General features: G+C 73.3%; 12 protein-coding genes and 1 pseudogene. 6 read left to right on the plus strand and 7 right to left on the minus strand.

Annotated elements, in window-relative coordinates:
- The first annotated feature begins 77 nt into the window (after positions 1–77).
- Both ABZ027_RS23105 and ABZ027_RS23110 read left to right on the plus strand, forming a co-directional pair.
- Entirely contained in the window at positions 78–1424 is a 1347-nt protein-coding gene (locus tag ABZ027_RS23105) for a VWA domain-containing protein (RefSeq protein ID WP_356771233.1), read from the plus strand.
- Between the two features lie 103 nt (positions 1425–1527).
- Positions 1528–3198, plus strand: a complete 1671-nt coding sequence (locus ABZ027_RS23110; RefSeq protein WP_356771234.1) for an FHA domain-containing protein — start codon at positions 1528–1530, stop codon at positions 3196–3198.
- Positions 3199–3237: 39 nt separating this feature from the next.
- Here ABZ027_RS23110 and ABZ027_RS23115 read toward each other — a convergent pair whose 3' ends face one another.
- Positions 3238–4272 (minus strand): methyltransferase domain-containing protein, encoded by a 1035-nt coding sequence (locus ABZ027_RS23115; RefSeq protein ID WP_356771236.1) that lies wholly within the window; start codon positions 4270–4272, stop codon positions 3238–3240.
- 149 nt (positions 4273–4421) lie between these two features.
- Here ABZ027_RS23115 and ABZ027_RS23120 point away from each other — a divergent pair, with 149 nt between their 5' ends.
- From ABZ027_RS23120 to ABZ027_RS23135, 4 genes are all read left to right on the plus strand, one after another.
- Positions 4422–4835, plus strand: coding sequence for a globin (locus ABZ027_RS23120; RefSeq protein WP_356771238.1), 414 nt, complete (start codon positions 4422–4424; stop codon positions 4833–4835).
- Positions 4836–5027: 192 nt separating this feature from the next.
- Complete coding sequence (locus tag ABZ027_RS23125; RefSeq protein WP_356771240.1) at positions 5028–8315, plus strand: ABC transporter permease; 3288 nt, start codon at positions 5028–5030, stop codon at positions 8313–8315.
- On the plus strand, positions 8308–11070 hold the full coding sequence (locus tag ABZ027_RS23130) for an FtsX-like permease family protein (protein ID WP_356771242.1): 2763 nt from the start codon (positions 8308–8310) through the stop codon (positions 11068–11070). Before ABZ027_RS23125 ends, ABZ027_RS23130 begins: the two co-directional genes overlap by 8 nt.
- A gap of 118 nt (positions 11071–11188) precedes the next feature.
- A complete protein-coding gene (locus tag ABZ027_RS23135; protein ID WP_356771244.1) occupies positions 11189–12154 on the plus strand; it encodes an ABC transporter ATP-binding protein in 966 nt (321 codons plus the stop codon).
- A gap of 64 nt (positions 12155–12218) precedes the next feature.
- Here the strand turns inward: ABZ027_RS23135 and ABZ027_RS23140 are convergent, their stop codons facing one another.
- From ABZ027_RS23140 to ABZ027_RS23165, 6 genes and pseudogenes are all read right to left on the minus strand, one after another.
- On the minus strand, positions 12219–12896 hold the full coding sequence (locus ABZ027_RS23140; protein ID WP_356771246.1) for a hypothetical protein: 678 nt from the start codon (positions 12894–12896) through the stop codon (positions 12219–12221).
- The gene (locus ABZ027_RS23145; RefSeq protein WP_356771248.1) at positions 12893–13306 is read right to left on the minus strand and encodes a thioesterase family protein; all 414 of its coding nucleotides are present in this window, start codon (positions 13304–13306) and stop codon (positions 12893–12895) included. The genes ABZ027_RS23140 and ABZ027_RS23145 overlap by 4 nt, the downstream gene beginning before the upstream one ends.
- A gap of 6 nt (positions 13307–13312) precedes the next feature.
- Positions 13313–14977, minus strand: a complete 1665-nt coding sequence (gene ettA / locus ABZ027_RS23150; protein WP_356771250.1) for an energy-dependent translational throttle protein EttA — start codon at positions 14975–14977, stop codon at positions 13313–13315.
- 316 nt (positions 14978–15293) lie between these two features.
- Entirely contained in the window at positions 15294–16694 is a 1401-nt protein-coding gene (locus tag ABZ027_RS23155; protein WP_356771252.1) for a Cys-Gln thioester bond-forming surface protein, read from the minus strand.
- A 263-nt stretch (positions 16695–16957) separates the two neighbouring features.
- Positions 16958–17428: a single-stranded DNA-binding protein gene (locus ABZ027_RS23160; protein WP_356771263.1), complete on the minus strand. Its 471-nt coding sequence runs from the start codon at positions 17426–17428 to the stop codon at positions 16958–16960.
- A gap of 225 nt (positions 17429–17653) precedes the next feature.
- Positions 17654–18019: pseudogene (locus ABZ027_RS23165) on the minus strand (ATP-binding protein); the annotation flags it as partial.
- Positions 18020–18091 lie beyond the last annotated feature (72 nt).

Below are 18091 nucleotides of genomic sequence, written 5' to 3' on the forward strand. Positions count from 1 at the left end.
TCTGACGGACCGGAGGGGACCGGTCCGTCCACAGTCATCGCCCCGCCCGGCGGGGTTCGAGGGGGAGTCGATCAGGCATGGCCAATTTCTCGAAGTCGAACGCGCCACGGTTCTCGGTGGACGTGTACCAGAACGAGTACCTGCCGGAGGGCGGCCGCGAGGTCAACGCGATCGTCACGGTGACCTCCACCGGCGGCGGCACGGTCGGAAGCGCGGTCTCGGCGCCCCACCTCTACGCGCCGGGGCAGGGCCCGTCCGCCGCGGTGGCGATCATGGTGGACTGTTCGGGCTCGATGGACTATCCGCCGACCAAGATGCGCAACGCCCGTGACGCGACGGGCGCCGCGATCGACACCCTGCGCGACGGTGTGCACTTCGCGGTGATCGGCGGCACGCACGTCGCCAAGGAGGTCTATCCGGGCAACGGCCGCCTCGCGGTGGCCGACGCGACCACCCGCGACCAGGCCAAGCAGGCCCTGCGCAAGCTCAGCGCGGGCGGCGGCACCGCCATCGGCACCTGGCTGCGTCTCGCCGACCAGCTGCTGTCCTCCGCGGACGTCGCCATCCGCCACGGCATCCTGCTCACCGACGGCCGCAACGAACACGAGTCGCCCGAGGACCTGAAGGCCTCCCTGGACGCCTGCGCCGGCCGCTTCACCTGTGACGCCCGCGGCGTGGGCACCGACTGGGAAGTGAAAGAAGTCACAGGGATCGCCTCGGCGCTGCTCGGCACCGCCGACATCGTCGCCGACCCGGCCGCGCTCGCCGCCGACTTCACGCGGATGATGGAGACGGCCATGGGCAAGGAGGTCGCGGACGTCGCTCTGCGGCTGTGGACCCCCGTCGGCACCACCGTGAAGTTCGTCAAGCAGGTCGCGCCGACCGTCGAGGAGCTCACCGACCGTCGCACGGAGGCCGGCCCGCGCGCCGGGGACTACCCCACCGGATCCTGGGGGGACGAGTCCCGTGACTACCACGTCTGCGTCGAGGTCCCGGTCGCCGACCTCGGCCAGGAGATGCTCGCCGCCCGGATCTCCCTGGTGGTCCCGCAGGCCGACGGGACGGTCCACAACCTCGGTGCCCAGGGCCTGGTACGGGCCGTGTGGACCGACGACATGGTCGCCTCGACCTCCATTAACCCCCAGGTCGCCCACTACACCGGCCAGGCAGAACTGGCACAAGCCATCCAACAGGGTCTGGACCTTCGCAAAGCGGGAGATATGGATGGAGCAACGGCCAAACTGGGCCGGGCCGTTCAGCTCGCGAGCGACTCCGGGAACGCGGATACTGCGAAACTGCTTGCGAAGGTGGTGGACGTGGTCGACGCCACGACAGGTACTGTGCGACTGAAGGCGAAGGTCGCGGACGCCGACGAGATGACTCTCGAAACACGGTCGACCAAGACTGTTCGTGTGAAGAAGTGACACAGCACGATCATGTGAAGCACCGAAAAACAGCGAGCCTGACCCCTTGGGGTTGGAGAAATCCGGTCGTCGCGACCGGACAAGGAGAGGGGGAAGCGCCGACATGCCGACCTGCCCGAACGGACACCAGTCGGGTTCCGACGACTGGTGCGAGGTCTGCGGTCACCGCATGGCCGGTGCCGCGCCCCCACCGCCCCCTGGCGGGGGGTACGGCTTCCCGCCGCCCCAGGCCACCCAGCCCGGTCAGCCCGGCGGACGCCCGCCGCACCTGTCCGCACCGGACCCCGAGCCGGAACTCTGCCCGCAGTGCCGTACCCCCCGCGAGGGCGGAGCGCCGTTCTGCGAGGAGTGCCGGTGGAACTTCCTGACCAACACGGCGACCTCGTACACCCCGGCCGCCCCGCCCCAGGCCGCGCCCGGCCCCAACCCGGCCGGCCGCTTCCAGCAGCCGCCGGGCCAGTCGTACGGCGGCGGTGACGGCTACGACTACCAGAGCTCGCGCCCCTCGCAGGTGAACCGGCCTGCCGAGCCGATCCCGCCGGGTCCGGCGTTCGGCAACCCGCCGGGGCCGGGCGGTCCGGGCGGGCCCGGTTCCGGTGGTCCTGGCGGGCCTGGTGGCCCTGGCGGTCCGGGCGGGTTCGGTGGTCCTGGCGGTCCTGCGGGGCCGGGCGGTCCGGGCGGGTTCGGTGGTCCGGGTGGTCCTTCGGGTCCTGGTGGGCCTTCGGGTCCGGGAGGCCCCGGTGGTCCTTCGGGTCCCGGTGGACCTTCTGGTCCGGGTGGTCCTTCGGGTCCCGGTGGTCCGGGTAATCCCGGTGGTCAGGGCGGTTACGGCGGTCCTGGTGGCCCGGGCGGCCCCGGGCCCGGTCAGGCTCCCGGCGGCGGTTACGGATACCCGCAGCCCGGTTCTCCGCAGGGCCCCGGTCCGAACGGTCCCGGTGGCCAGGGCGGCTTCGGCGGCCCCGGCGGTCAGGGTCAGGGTGGTCCGGGCGGTCCCGGCGGTGGTCCGGGCGGTCCCGGCGCGCCCGGTCCCTTCGGCGACCCGTCGCGGCCCGGGCCGAGCCCTTACGGCGGACCCGGTGGTCCCGGCGGTCCCGGCAACGGACCCCAGGCACCCCAAGCTCCCCAGGCGTTCCAGCAGCCCGGCCCCGGCCCTTCGGCACCGCCCGGATACCCGCAGGAGAACCGGCCCCAGCAGGGCGGCCCGTCCTTCGGCGGCGGCAACGACGACTGGGTGATCTCACCGCCGTCGACCGGCCCCGGCGGCCCTGGTGGCCCGGGCGGCCCCGGGCCCGGTCAGGGTCCCGGCGGCGGCTACGGGTACCCGCAGCCCGGTTCTCCGCAGGGCCCCGGCCCCGGCCAGCAGCAGCCGTCGACGTGGACGGCGACCATCGGCCCGGACCGCGACTACTTCATGGCGATGATGCAGCGTTCCGGCCCCGAGGCCGCGGGACTCAACCTGCCCGCGTTCTCGCCCGAGCAGCAGCGGGCCCTGTCCGGCAACCAGGTCACCATCGGCCGCCGCCGTCACTCCACGGGCGACACCCCCGACATCGACCTGTCGGTGCCGCCGGAGGACCCGGGCGTCTCGCACCAGCACGCGGTCCTGGTGCAGCAGCCGGACGGCACCTGGGCGGTCGTCGACCAGAACTCGACGAACGGTACGACGGTGAACGGCTCGGAGGAGCCGATCCAGCCCTTCGTGCCGGTGCCGCTGCAGGACGGCGACCGGGTGCACGTGGGCGCCTGGACAACGATCACCGTCCGGCGCGGCTGAGCCCGACCGGCTTACCGCTGTCCGCCTGGCACCTTCACCTCACGTGAGGGGCCAGGCGTACGGCCCTTCCGGGTCGTCCAGCCACGCCCACTCGCGCTCGCCGCTGACCGTGATGCCGTACCGCTCGCGCTGCGGTCGGCCCTCCCGCTCCCACAGCGCGTACGCCTCCTGCGGAGCGAGGCTGCCGCGGGTCAGGGTGAGCAGGAACCGGAACAGGTCGTGGTCCCTGGCGTGGCGCGGTACCCCGCCCAGCGGGGCCGGCTCCGGCTCGGGCCTGGCGCCGCGCAGCGGCACGAAGAAGGCGGACGTGTGCAGGAACCGCCCCTCGGCCTGACCCGCCTTCCCCGCCTCACCTGCCTGACTCCCGTGCCGGGTGAGCCCCGTAGCCCCCGGCTCGTGGACCGTCAGCGCGATCAGACCCGTGCCGAACGGGGTCAGGATCCGGGCGCCCGGACGGCACTGGGCGAGCCAGGCGCGCGGGATCGACGCCAGGGTGCAGGTGGCGATGATCCGGTCGAAGGGAGCGCGCTCCGGCACCCCGCGCGCCCCGTCGCCGGTGACGACGACGGGGTGGTACCCGGCGGCGGCCAGATGCTGCCGGGCCGCCTCGGTGATCTCCGGTTCCAGGTCGACCGTGGTGACGAGGTTGTCGTCGCCGAGTCGGTGCGCGAGCAGGGCCGCGTTGTAGCCGGTGCCCGCGCCGATCTCCAGGACCCGGTCGCCGGCCGTCACCCGCAACTCGGTCAGCATCATCGCCATCAGCGACGGCTGGCTGCTGGAGGAGAGCAGCTCGCCGTCCCGGAGCCGGGTGGCCAGCGGGATGTCGGCGTAGGCCCCGCGTACCCAGCGTTCACGCGCGCTCTGGTCGGGGCTCTCGCCCCACCGGCGTTCGCACCCGCCCCTGACGCCGACGTAGTAGTACGGCACGAAGAGGTGTCGGGGGACCGCCTCGAAGGCCTGCCGCCACACCGGGTCCGCGGCCCAGGCCCCGCTCGCGTCGATCTCCCGCACCAGCGCCGACCGCGCCGAGTCGGCGAGGTCGTCCAGATCCTTGCGGAGAAGGTGCGCGCCCATACGTCCACTCTCCTGCGGCAGCCGTCGGGACGCGAGCCGCGCCACCCGCGGTCGGCCCAACCGCGTCGCCCCCGGCGCGGGACCGGGACGGCCGTCTCGAACCTGCGGGGGTCCTAGGCCTTGAGTCCTGGGCCCCCCGGTCTGAGAGCATGGAGGGCGTGAAAGAGATCCGGCGCGGCACACTTCAGACGCAGACCTTCTACGAGCAGGTCGGCGGGGAGGAGACCTTCCGCCGCCTCGTCCACCGTTTCTACGAAGGGGTCGCCGAGGACCCGCTGCTGCGGCCCATGTACCCCGAGGAGGACCTGGGCCCGGCCGAGGAGCGCCTCACCCTCTTCCTGATCCAGTACTGGGGCGGCCCGACCACGTACAGCGACAACCGCGGCCACCCGCGTCTGCGGATGCGGCACGTCCCCTTCGCCGTGAACCGCGCGGCGCACGACGCCTGGCTGAAGCACATGCGGGACGCCGTCGACTCCCTCGGTCTGTCCGAGGAGCATGAGCACACCTTGTGGAACTACCTGGAGTACGCGGCCGCCTCGATGGTGAACACACCGGACTAGGACGGGCCTGGGCCCGGGCCGGACCCGGACCGGTCCTGTCGGTCGTCCGTCAGCCTCCGGATTCCGGTCGGCCGACGCCGGAATTCGATCACGATCCGGTCAAGTCCAGCCCACAAGCGCTTACCCACGGTCCGTTCCCTCTGACAAGATCCCCCCGGGGCTGGGACGACGACGGGGAACGGCGGGGGCCGGGTGGCGGGGTGGGGCGGGAGCGCGAGGTTCGTCCTGCTGCGCGCACGCGCGCATCGGCTGCTGCTCGCCGCCGCGACGCTCACCGTCCTGCTGACCACGGCGGTCCTGGCGACCCTCGCCGCGTACTCGGGCGCGATCGGTGACGCGGCCCTGCGCCACTCCCTGCTCGACCCCCGCAACGCCGCCGACACCGCGCTGATCGTCCGGGCCGACGTGCCCGCGGCCGGTCGCGAGGACGCCGACAGCGCCGTACGCGAGGCCGCCCGGACCACGTTCGACGGGCTGCCGGTGACGGTGCGCACCCTCGTGCGGTCCGGCCCCTACGCCCTGCCCCGTTCGCTCGGGCCGCGCGCCGAGCGGTCCGGGGAACCGGACCTGACCCACTTCGCGGCACTGGACCGGACCCAGGTACGGATCGTCGCCGGGCGGCTTCCCCGCGCGGCGAACCGGGGCGTGGAGGCGAACCGGGGCGTCGAGGCGGCCCTCCCGCAGACCGCCGCCGACCTCCTCGGACTCGGCCCCGGTGACCGTCTCACCGTCACCGACCGGCTGGGGGGCCCGAAGGTCTCCGTCACGGTCACCGGTGTCTACCGGCCCGCCCGCGCGGACGCCCCGTACTGGCGGCTCGACGATCTGCGCGGCCGTGGCGTCAAGAAGGTCGACTTCACGACGTACGGCCCCCTCCTTGCCGATCCCGGAGTGCTGACCGGCGGGAAGGTCAGCGCCGGGCAGTCGGCCTGGCTGGCCTCGGCCGACTTCGCCACGCTGACCACCGACCGGATCGACGCGTTGCGCGAGGCGGCCCGCGACGGCAGTGCCGCCCTGCGCGCGCGGTCCGTATTCGGCGGCTCGACCGCGGTGACCACCGGGCTGCCGGACGTCCTCGACCGCGTGAACCGTTCCCTGCTGGTCTCCCGTTCCACGCTGCTGATCGTCGCCCTCCAGCTGGTGCTGCTCGCGGGCTGTGCCCTGCTGCTGGTGGCCCGGCTGCTGAGCGCCGAACGCGCGGGCGAGACCCGGCTGTTGCGGGCCCGCGGCGCCTCCCGCCGTGGCATCGCCGGACTCGCCCTGCCCGAGGCGCTGCTGCTGGCCGTCCCCTCGCTGGTGTGCGCGCCTCTCCTGGCGGGCCCGCTGGCCCGTCTGCTGGCGGGGCAGGGGCCGCTCGCCCGGATGGGACTGCGGCTGGACCTGCCGGCCGGCGGGCGGCCCGGGGTGTGGCTGGTGGCGGCGGCCGTGGCGCTGGGATGTGCGCTGGCGGTGACCCTGCCCGCGCTGACCTCGTCCGCCGAGGCCGGATCCGTCGCCGCCCGCCGGGCCCGCGCGCTGCCCGGCCCGGTACGCGCGGGCGCCGACCTCGGGCTGCTGGCCGTCGCCGGTGTCGCCTACTGGCAGCTGAACCGGCAGACCTCCGGCGCGGTCACCGACGACCTGTCGGGTGCCCTCGGCGTCGACCCCCTGCTGGTGGCGGCGCCCGCGTTGGCGCTGCTGGCCGGGACGGTGCTGACGCTGCGGCTGCTGCCGCCGGTGGCCCGCCTCGCCGAACGCCGGGCCACCGGCGGGCGCGGGCTGACCGCGGCGCTCGCGGGCTGGCAGATCGCCCGCCGCCCGATGCGCGGCGCGGGCCCGGTGCTGCTGCTGGTCCTCGCCGTGGCGCTGGGCCTGCTGGCGATCGGACAGGGCGCCTCCTGGGACCGATCGCAGGACGACCAGGCCGACTTCCGGGCCGGTGTGCCGCTGCGGGTGCTCTCGGCCGGCGAGGACGGCCCCGGACGCACCGAGCAGTACGCTGCCCTCCCGCACGTCACACAGGCCGCCCCCGCGGTCCGTACGTCGCTGCCGCTCGCCGACAACCGTACGGCGACGGTGCTGGCGCTGGACACCGCGTACGCGGCGGACGACGTGCTGATGCGCGCCGACCTGGCCCCCGGGCCGGTGCGTCCCCTGGTGGCCGGGCTCGGCCGGGACACGCGGACGAACGGCGCGCGGGTACCGGCGCACACCGCCCGGCTGCGGCTGGCGGTGACCCTGCGCTCCTCGTCCCCGCCCTCGTCCTCCCAGGCGGCGGACGTGGCCGTCACCCTGGAGGACAGCCACGGCACCCCGTACCGCCTGGGGGCCGGAAAGCTCCCCGCCGACAACCGCCGGCACATCCTGGAGGTCCCCGTCTCCGGCGGCCCATGGACCCTCACCGGCCTGCGCCTGGTCACCACCCAGCCGACCGGCCGGCCGGACCAACAGCGTTTCTCCCTGGACGAGTTGACGTCCCTGCCCGTCGACGGGGCCGCGCGCCCGGTGTCGCTGCCCACCGCCTGGACGGCCGTCTCGCGGAGCGACAGCCGGGCGTCCTCGCCGGACGCGCGCACCAACCCGACCCGGCCACGGGTGAGCGCCTCGGGACCGCCCGCGGTCGAGTACGGCACCGGCTACGTCCCCGTCGAGTCCTCCTGGGACAGCACCTCCCTGACGGTCCGTCTGCAGGTCGCACAGCCCGAGCCGGCCGAGGTCACGGCCCTGGCGACCGACCGGTTCCTCGCCTCGGCGGGCGCGCGCCCCGGGCAGCGCGTCGATGTGACGCTCGGCGGCGAGACCGTGCCGGTGCGGATCACCCACGCGATACGGGCGCTGCCGACCACCTCCGACGAGTCGAGCGGCGGGGCGCTCCTGGTCGATCTGCGGTCCGTGAACCGGGTGCTGCAGACCCGTCACGGCGAGAGCGTCACGCCCACCGAGTGGTGGCTGCGGACCACGCCGGGCCAGGCGGCACGGGTCGCCGCGGCCCTGCGGTCCGACCCCGACATGGACCCCACGCGGGTGGTGGTGCGGGACGAGATCGCCGAGCAGCTGCGCGACGACCCCTTCGGCGCGGGCCCCGAGGCCGCGTTCACCGCCGCGGCGGGCGCGGCCGCGGCGCTTGCGGCCGTCGGGTTCGCGGTGAGCGCGGTGGGGTCGCTGCGGGAGCGGGGCGCCGAGTTCGCGGTGCTGCGTGCCCTGGGCGCCCCGCGCCGCCGGCTGGCCCGGACGATCGCGGTCGAGCAGGGCGTCCTGGTGGCGCTGGCCCTGCTGGTAGGCGTGGCCCTGGGCACCGTGCTGACCCGGGCGGTGATCCCGCTGGTGGTGCTGACCTCGGATGCCGCCCGGCCGGTCCCCTACGTGCTGGTCGAGCTGCCCCTCACCCGGGTGGCCACGCTGCTGACGGCCGTGACCGTCACTCCGCTGCTGGTCACGGCGGCCCTCGCGGTACGCCGGGCGGATCCGGCGACCTCCCTGCGGGAAACGGGAGGTGAGTGAGGTGACCCCGGTCGTGGCCCCCTGGATCCGCACCCGGCTGCGCGCCTTCCCCGGTGCAACCTGCGCTCTGGCGCTGCTGGTGGCACTGACCGCGTGCCTCGCCGCCGTGTTCCCGCGCGCCGTGGACCGGTACGAGGACGCCGGCCTGCGCACCGCCGTCGACCGGGCGAACCCGGGCCGGACGAGCCTGCAGTTGTACGCCCCGCAGCCCGACCTCGGGCTGCCGCAGCCGCGCCGCGAGGACGCCGTACGCCCGGGGGTCCTGGGCCGCCAGTACGCCAAGGTGCTGGCCGCCGTCCCGGCGCCGCTCGTCGTCGACCGCGCCCAGTCGACGTACGGGGTGCGCACCACCGACGACCCGGAGACCTCCGATCCGTGGCTGCCCCGGCCCAGCGGGCTGCCCGCGCGGGTCTCCCTCGTCGCCCAGCACGGCCTCGCCGACCACGCGCGCGCCCGTGAGGGGCGTCTGCCGCGCGCCACCGGTCCGGTGACCGCCGCGACGGCTCAGGTCGAGGCCGCGGTGACCGTCGAGACCGCCGAGCACCTGCGCATCGAGGTCGGTTCGGTGATCCACGTACCGGGGGTGTCCCGCGACCCGCTCGCCGTCCGGGTCACCGGCATCGTCGCCCCGCGCGACGCGTCCGGCGCGTACTGGTCCACCCGGTCCCTGCTGCGCACCCCCGCCCTGGTCCGGTTGCCCAGATCGGAGCTCACCTACTGGCTCGGCGCGCTGCTGCTCACCCCCGAGGCGGCCCCCGCCCTGCTCGGCACGGCCGGACAACCCGAACGCTACTGGCAGTTGGCCCCCGCCCCCGAGGCTCTGCACGCCCACCGGACGGCGGGCCTGAAGACGGCCGTCGCCTCCCTCGAGTCCGGACCGGGCCTCCGGGCGGTCCGCACGACCGCCGACGGACTCATTCAGGCGAGCAGTGAACTCGACGACGTGCTCACCTCCTACGACGGGCTGCGGGCCGGCGTCCAGCCCCTGGTCGCCGTCGCCGCGACCGGGGCCGGCACGGTCGCCGTAGTCGTCCTGCTGATGGCGGGCGGCCTCGCCGCGGACCGCCGCCGCACCGAACTGGCCCTGCTGCGCGCCCGCGGCGCGTCCCTGCGGTCCGTGGTGGGACGGCTGTGCGCCGAGACGGCGATGGTGGCGCTGCCCGCGGGCGCCGCCGGCCTGCTGGCCGCGCTGCTCGCGGTCCGCACGGACCGCGCCGGGTACGCGATCGCCGCGGCCGCCACGGTCACGGCCGTCGGCTGCGTCGCCCTGCCGCTGCGGGCGGCCGCCGCGCACCGGGTCGTACGCGTCCACGGCCACCGCGCGGACGTGGTGTCCGTACGCCCCTCCCGACGCCGTACGGTCGCCGAACTCACCCTGCTGGTGCTGGCGACCGGAGCGGTCGAGACCCTGCGCCGACGCGGCACATCGGGCTCCGCGGGGGACCAACTGGTCTCCCTGGCACCGGTGTTGGTCGGAGTGATCGCCGCCCTGGTCCTGGTCCGGCTGCACCCGCTGCCGTTGCGGGCGCTGGCCCGCCCGGCCGGCCGGCTGCGGGGCGCGGTGGGACACCTCTCCCTCGCGCGGGCGGGCCGTACGTCCATGTCCCCTGTACTGCCCCTGCTGGCGCTGCTGACCGCCCTGACCACCGCCGCCTTCGGCGGTTCGGCCCTGGCGGGCGTGGGTGAGGCCCGCGACCAGGCGGCGCTGCGGTCCGTCGGCGCGGACGCACGCGTCGACAGCGACGATCCGCTGCCGGCCGCCCTCCCCGACCGGATCCGCAGCTCACCCGGCGTCCGCGCGCTGACCGAGGTCGGCATCGACTACGAGGCCAAGCCGGACGACGGCCCGACCGCGGTCCCGCTGGTGGGCGCCGACCCCGCCGCCTACGCGGCGCTGGCGGCCCGGACGGGCCTCGGGGCGTTCGACTCGGGGGAGTTGGCGGGCGGAGGGGCGGCAGGGCGGGACGGGGCGTCGGGGCGCCCCGCGTCCACCGGGGCACCGCTGCCCGCCCTGGCCTCCCCGGCCACCGCCCGGACGTACGGCACCCGGCCCTTCCCGGTGCGCCTGGCGGACGGCAGCTCGATCACCGTCCGGATCGCCCTCGTACGGGAGCGGACCCCGGCGGTGTCGGGCACCGGGTTCCTGGTGGTGGACCGGGCCGGACTGAGCGCCGGGGCGGCCCGGCCGACCGCGCTGCTGGTGACGGGCGAGCACCTCGACGCGGGCCAACTACGCCGGACGGCAGGGCACTTCGGGTCCGTGCGGCTGCGGGCCGAGGAACGCGCACGGTACGTCGACTCACCCCTGCAGTCCGGCGGCGAACGCGTCTACGCGGCCGCGGTGGCCGTCGGCGCGGGCTACGCCGTCCTGGCCCTCCTCCTCACTCTCCTGCGCGCCGCCCCCGAGCGCGCCGCCCTCCTCGCCCGCCTCCGCACCATGGGGCTCACCCGAGCCCAGGGCCGCCGCCTCCTCATCCTGGAGTCCCTCCCCCAGGCGACCCTGGCGGCGGTGGGCGGCATCCTGACCGGGTGGGCCACGATCCGCCTCCTGTCCCCCGGCATCGACCTGACGACCATCGCGCTGGCATCGGCCGGGTCCCCTTCGGGAAACACCGAGTTGCGGGCGGACGCGGTGTCCCTGGTGGTACCCGCCCTTTCGGTGCTGCTGCTCGCGACGGGGGTCGCCGCGGCTCAGGCGTGGTGGTCCGGACGGCGGGGATCGGTACGGGAGTTGAGAGCGGGAGGCGAGCGATGACACAGCCCACCGGCGTACGGACCGTCGCGCGGATGGACGCGCGGGCGGAGTGGCTCCCGGCACGACGAGAAGGCACGCCCCTCAGCCGAAACCCAGGGCACCGGCCAAGGAGACCCCGATGACGACGAACCCCACCCTCACCGACCTGGCCGACCGAGCCACCTCCGCCCGCAACGCCCCCGCCTACGGCCACGACGCCCTGATCACCTGCGACCGCCTGGTCCGCGTCTTCAGCACGGACGGCGTGGAGGTGCAAGCCCTCCAGGGTCTCGACCTCCTCGTGCGTGCGGGCGAGCTGATGGCCCTCGTAGGCGCCTCCGGCAGCGGCAAGTCCACCCTCATGAACATCCTCGCAGGCCTCGACACCCCCACCGCGGGCGCGGCCCGGGTCGCCGGCCGCGACCTGCTCACCATGACCGCCAAGGACCGCCTCGCCTACCGCCGCGACGTCGTCGGCTTCGTCTGGCAGCAGACCGCCCGCAATCTCCTCCCCTATCTGACCGCCGCCCAGAACATCGCCCTCCCGATGCAGCTGTCCGGCGCCGCCTGCACCCGCGGGGCCCGTCGCGCCCGCTCCGAACGCGCCCTGGAACTCCTTGAGTTGCTGAAGGTGGCGGACTGCCGGGACCGCCGTCCGTACCAGATGTCCGGAGGTCAGCAACAACGCGTCGCCATCGCCGTGGCCCTCGCCAACAACCCCGCGGTACTCCTCGCCGACGAACCCACCGGCGAACTCGACTCCCACACCGCGGAACAGATCTTCGCCGCCTTCCGCGGCGCGAACGAGCAGCTGGGCACCACCATCGTGATCGTCACCCACGACCAGGCGGTCGCCGACGAGGTCCGCCGCACGGTCGCCATCCGCGACGGCCGCACCTCCACGGAGGTCCTGCGCCGCAGCGAGGTCGACGCGACCACCGGCGACGAGACGGTCGTGGCACGGGAGTACGCCATGCTCGACCGCGCGGGCCGCCTCCAGCTGCCCGCCGACTACACCCGCGCCCTGGGCATGCGCGATCGCGTGGCACTGGAACTGGAACCGGACCACATCGGCGTCTGGCCGGACGACGACGCCCGCGACTGATCAGCGTCCGCGACCCCTGCTCGGTGAACCAAGGCCTGCTCCGTGAACCAAGGCCTCCCCGCCCTCAGCGCACGCTGACGTCCAGCGCGCCAAGCCCCGCCCTGCGTACGGCGATCGAGCCGTACGGCGTGCGCAGCCTCAGCCACGCGCCCGACGAGATCAGCGCCGGCGCCCCCGCGCTCCCCGTCGGCCGCAGGAACCCCAGCGACTGCGCCGCGTGCACGGCCCGCACCGGCAGACCGGTCGTCCCGACCGTCCGGGACCAGATCTCCCGCCCGATCCGGTCCAGCTCGGCCCGCGTACGCCGCTCCTCGGCCAACTCCTGTGTACGGGAACGGAATTCGGCGACTCCTGCGGCCACCATGGCCCGCAGTTCGTCCGGCTCCGGCAGTCCGGGCTCGGCCCGCCAGCCGCCGCGCGGCGGCAGCACGCCGGCCCACGGCGGGCCGGTGACCGGGGCGGGCACCACGGCCGTGCCCGCCGATTCGTCGACGGACTCCAGGAACTCCCCCGCGGACACGGTCACGTCCAGCGTGACATCGAGCCCGTTCTCGTACGGCTTGTCGAGCCGCACCGCACGGATCGCCAGCACCTCGAAGGACGGTGGTCGGCCGAAGACGGCGAGCGCGGTCCCGGCGGCCTGGAGACGCACCGCGGCCCCACGGTCGTAGTGGATCAGCCGGGAGAGGAAGGCCGCGAGGTCCGCGGCCTCCCCTTCGTCGGCGAGGTGGAGCACCGTCATGCGGCGACGGCCTCCCCTTCTGCGTCGTCCCGGTACTCCTCCAGGAACTCACGTTCCTCCGCGGTGATCCGCCGCGGACGCTGCGCCTCGAAGTCGAAGGGCACTATCACCGTCGAGGCCTGCACGTAGACCTGGTCCGGGTCCTTGACCTCGTAGGTGAGCGTGAAGGAGGCCGCCCTGATCTGGGTGACCCACAGCTCGATGTCCACGGGCGCGTGCCGGTGGACGAGCTGCCGCTTGTAGTCGATCTCGTGGCGCGCCACCACCGACCCCTGCTGGAAGTCCTTGTCCGGGCGGAACAGGAAGTCGATACGGGCTTCCTCCAGGTAGCGGAGGAAGACCACGTTGTTGACGTGCCCGTAGGCGTCCATGTCCGCCCAGCGCAGCGGGCAGCGGTAGATGTGCCGCAAGATCGATCAGCCCCGGGTCAGCTTCTTGTAGGTGGCGCGGTGCGGACGTGCGGCGTCCGCGCCGAGCCGGTCGATCTTGTTCTTCTCGTACGACTCGAAGTTGCCCTCGAACCAGAACCACTTGGACTCGCCCTCGTAGGCGAGGATGTGCGTGGCGACCCGGTCCAGGAACCACCGGTCGTGGGAGACGACCACGGCGCAGCCCGGGAACTCCAGCAGCGCGTTCTCGAGGCTCGACAGGGTCTCGACGTCGAGGTCGTTGGTCGGCTCGTCGAGGAGCAGCAGGTTGCCGCCCTGCTTGAGGGTGAGCGCGAGGTTGAGGCGGTTGCGCTCACCGCCGGAGAGCACCCCGGCCGGCTTCTGCTGGTCCGGGCCCTTGAAGCCGAAGGCGGAGACGTACGCCCGGGAGGGCATCTCCACCTGACCGACGTTGATGTAGTCCAGCTCGTCGGAGACGACGGCCCACAGCGTCTTCTTCGGGTCGATGTTCTCGCGGCCCTGGTCGACGTACGCGATCTTGACGGTCTCGCCGACCTTGATCGAACCGGAGTCCGGCGTCTCCAGGCCCTGGATCATCTTGAACAGGGTGGTCTTGCCGGCGCCGTTCGGGCCGATCACGCCGACGATGCCGTTGCGCGGCAGCGTGAAGCTCAGGTCCTCGATGAGGACCTTCTCCCCGAAGGCCTTGGAGAGGTTGTTCACCTCGACCACGATGGAGCCCAGGCGCGGGCCCGGCGGGATCTGGATCTCCTCGAAGTCCAGCTTCCGCATCTTGTCGGCCTCGGCGGCCATCTCCTCGTACCGGGCGAGGCGGGACTTGGACTTGGCCTGGCGCCCCTTGGCGTTGGACCGCACCCACTCGAGCTCTTCCTTCAGACGCTTCGCACGCTTGGCGTCCTTCTGGCCCTCGACCTTGAGACGGGTCTGCTTGGTCTCCAGGTAGGTGGAGTAGTTGCCCTCGTAGCCGATGGCGCGACCGCGGTCGAGCTCCAGGATCCAGCCGGCGACGTTGTCGAGGAAGTACCGGTCGTGGGTGACGGCGACGACGGTGCCGGGGTACTTCGCGAGGTGCTGCTCAAGCCACTGCACGGACTCGGCGTCCAGGTGGTTGGTGGGCTCGTCGAGCAGCAGCAGGTCAGGGGCCTCGATCAGCAGCTTGCAGAGCGCGACGCGGCGGCGCTCACCACCGGAGAGGTTGGTGACCGGCCAGTCGCCGGGCGGGCAGCCGAGGGCGTCCATGGCCTGTTCGAGCTGGGTGTCCAGGTCCCACGCGTTGGCGTGGTCCAGGTCCTCCTGGAGCTTGCCCATCTCGTCCATGAGCGCGTCCGAGTAGTCGGTCGCCATCAGCTCGGCGACCTCGTTGAAGCGCTTGAGCTTGCCCATGACCTCGGCGGCGCCGTCCTGCACGTTCTCCAGGACCGACTTGGACTCGTCCAGCGGCGGCTCCTGCTGGAGCATGCCGACCGTGTAGCCGGGCGACAGGAACGCGTCACCGTTGGACGGCTGCTCGAGACCGGCCATGATCTTGAGAACGGTGGACTTACCGGCACCGTTCGGACCGACCACACCGATCTTCGCGCCGGGAAGGAAGCTCAGCGTCACATCGTCAAGGATCACCTTGTCGCCGTGCGCCTTGCGCGTCTTGCGCATGGTGTAAATGTACTCAGCCAAGAGAAACCGTCCGGCAGCTTGAAATCTGGCAGTGGGCAGATACACCCCATCTTGCCCGACCGCCACCCCTGGGTCCTAACCCGTTTGGCCGGGGGGCTGTGAGCTGGGGGTTCACCGATGACCGTGACAGCTCGACCGTCACGGTCGGTCGTCGTCGAGTGGCCGCAGGGCACCTGGGACGGCCCAGGGCGGCCCGGCTCGCGGGCCGGACGGGGCGGTGGCGGGGACGCACCCCAGCCCCACGCCCCTGCCCGAAGCCCCCGCCCGTGATCGTCTGGCGCTCAGCCCCGTCCTGAGTTCAACCCCGTCCCTGCGTTCAGCCCTGTTCCTGCTTCTTGCGTACGACGATCAGCGCCGCGCCGCCGAGTACGACCAGGGCGATGGCGACACCCACGATCACCGGGGTCGCGGAGGTGCCGCCGGTCGCGGCGAGGTTCACGTCCGCCGCGTTGCCGCCCACCGTCGCGGGGCTCGGCTCGCTGAGGGTCTGCGTGACGTCGCCGGCCGCACTCCCCTGTGTCCGGCAGTCGAGGACGCCGGCGAACCGCTTCTCGAAGCCGCCCGCCTCGATCGTGAAGTCGTACGCCTGGTCCTCCTGGAGCGGGACCGTCACCGTGCGGGACTCACCCGCCGCGATGGTGTACTCGGTGCCCAGCAGCTCGAAGGCGAACGGCTCGTCGCCCTCGTTGCCCGCGGTGATGTCCAGGCCGTTCTTGGTGCAGTTCTTCACCGCGGAGAGCGCGGGTATCGCGCCCGTCGCGGCCCAGCTCGCGCTCGCCGTCGCCGAGACCGTCGACTCGCTGGAGCCGGCCAGGATCTGCGTCTGACTGCGGCTCTCGGAGGTGAAGGCACGGCCGACCGGGACCGTCGTGGAGGCCTGCACGGTCAGGTCGGCCGAGCCCGCCTGCGCGTTCTCGGGCACCTCGAAGAACAGCTGGCTGCCGTTGACCGCGGAGGTGACGTCCCGGCCGTCCTTGCCGATGACCCGCACCCCGCTCGAGACGGCGTCCGCGGGCGGCGTCACCGTCACCGTGGCCGCGTTGGTGCGCACCGTCACCGGTCCCACCAGCGCGCCGGGGCGGCCGGAGACGGCGGGCGGGTCGAGTGTCAAGGACGCCGTGGGCTCCGCCACGTTCCTCGCGCTCTTCTCCAGATGATCCGCGAGCTTCTCGGCCTGCGGATCCACCGCGTCCACGTCCGCGCCGTCCGAGTAGCGCCAGATGGCCACCTGGGTGGCGGCTGCCGCGTCCTGCTCGGTGAGGCCGCCGCGGACGCCCGCCGAGGCGGCCAGCGCCGCGAGGTCGTTGACCTGCGGGTAGGAGTTCTGCAGGATCCAACGGATCTTGCCCGCGTTCTTGTTGGCGCCGAGCGAGGTGCCGCTCCACGGGGTCTCGTGGTACTTGGCCTCCCGCTGTGTGGGGTTGTGCAGATCGACGCAGTACGTCTGCAGGGTGCCGCCGCCGTCGACGGACATCTCGAACAGGCCCGCCGACACGGTCAGGTCACCGGCCGCGTCGTGGATCACGGCGTCGCCGTACGTCTTCAGGCCGCCTATGGTGGCGGTCGCCCCGCCCTGGTTCTGGATCGTCTCGTCGGCCGACGCCGTACTGGCACCGGCCATCACGCCGACGGCGACGAGACCGGACACCAGCGTCGCGGTGACGAGGCGGGCCGCGCCCCGCCTGCGCGGCGACGGCGCGAAGAACGAAGAAAACACAGAATTCCCCTTCGAGCAGGACCCGTTGACGTGGGGGGTTACGGTCCCACCTGCAGAATCAGAAGCCCCGAGAGCTACGTTCGGCATCCTAGGTACCTGACGCACCACGCTTCCCGGTGATGCACTCGGACCACTGATCCGAATCGGAATTGTTATCGCCGACAGTGGATCCGAACAGAGTTTGTCGACAAATCCACCGTGGCCAGACGGCGCACATTCGTCGATAAGGCACAGTTCGGTCGGACGTGTGCGGTCCGCTGACGTCACGTCACGGCTGCGGGAACCGGAGGCCTTTGGGCGGCCGACTCGGCGGGAGGTGTCTCCCAGCTCGGTTCCGGCTGCTGCGGCCCGCCGACGCCGGCGACCGCCGCCTCCCCGTGTTTGGCGCGCCGGAAGGCGGAGGTGCCGCGGGCCAGGTCGTGACCGATCGACACCGCGTCGATGTCCGCGGAGGTCCAACTCTGCCCCTCGCGCACTTCCGTACGCACCTTCAGCCTGCCCTGCACGACGACGGGATCGCCCACGTTGAGCGACGCCGCCGCGTTGGTGGCGAGCTGCCGATTGGCCCACACCGTGAAGAAGTTGGTGTGACCGTCCGTCCACGTGCCCTTCTCGCGATCCCAGTAGCGAGCCGTCACCGCCAGCCGGAACCGCGCCGACGCACCCGACGCCAGCTCCCGGTACACCGGCTGCGTCGCCACGTTCCCCACCGCGCAGACCATCGTCTCGTTCATCATGAACCCCTCCCTCGCCCGGCCGCTCACGCCGGGTGGACACGCCTACGGGCCCGTCCCGTACGGCTGCTTCCGTCTTCCGCCACGATCACGTCCGCCGTGATCGCGCGAGATCAGACTGCCTCCGCCGGACCGAGCCCGCTGAGCGCTGTGCATTACCCACCGCCTGTGGAAAACTCCGTCACCCGGTCGAGGGACCCGAGGGCGGGAACGAAGGAGCGGGACTCACCTCGCCCCCGCACTCACCCCCACGACCCGCCCGTACTGCTCCCGAACCTCCCGGTAGCGCAGCAGTTCCGCCGCCACCGGATCCAGCACCCGGGCCCGTCCGCACCCGGCCGCCGCCTCCCGCAGCCGCCGCTCGGCCTCCGCGCCGTACCGCCTGGCAGGCCCCCGTGCCGCGATCCGGCAGCTCCACTCGACGAGCGGGCCACCGATGATCCCGGCCACCATCAGCAGCACCGGCACACCGAGGTTCGGCGCCATGAGACCCAGGATCTGACCCAACAGCCACAGCCCGCCCACGACCTGGAGGATCGTCATCGACGCCTGCGCGAGCACGGCCGCGGGCCACCAACCGGGCCGCGGCGGCCCACTCCCGCGACATGCGCTCGGTCACGCCCGACGAGAGCCGCGCCCCCTTCACCGCCACCGAGTACCTCC

It is taken from the genome of Streptomyces sp. NPDC006332 (genome assembly GCF_040612855.1).
Classification (GTDB): domain Bacteria; phylum Actinomycetota; class Actinomycetes; order Streptomycetales; family Streptomycetaceae; genus Streptomyces.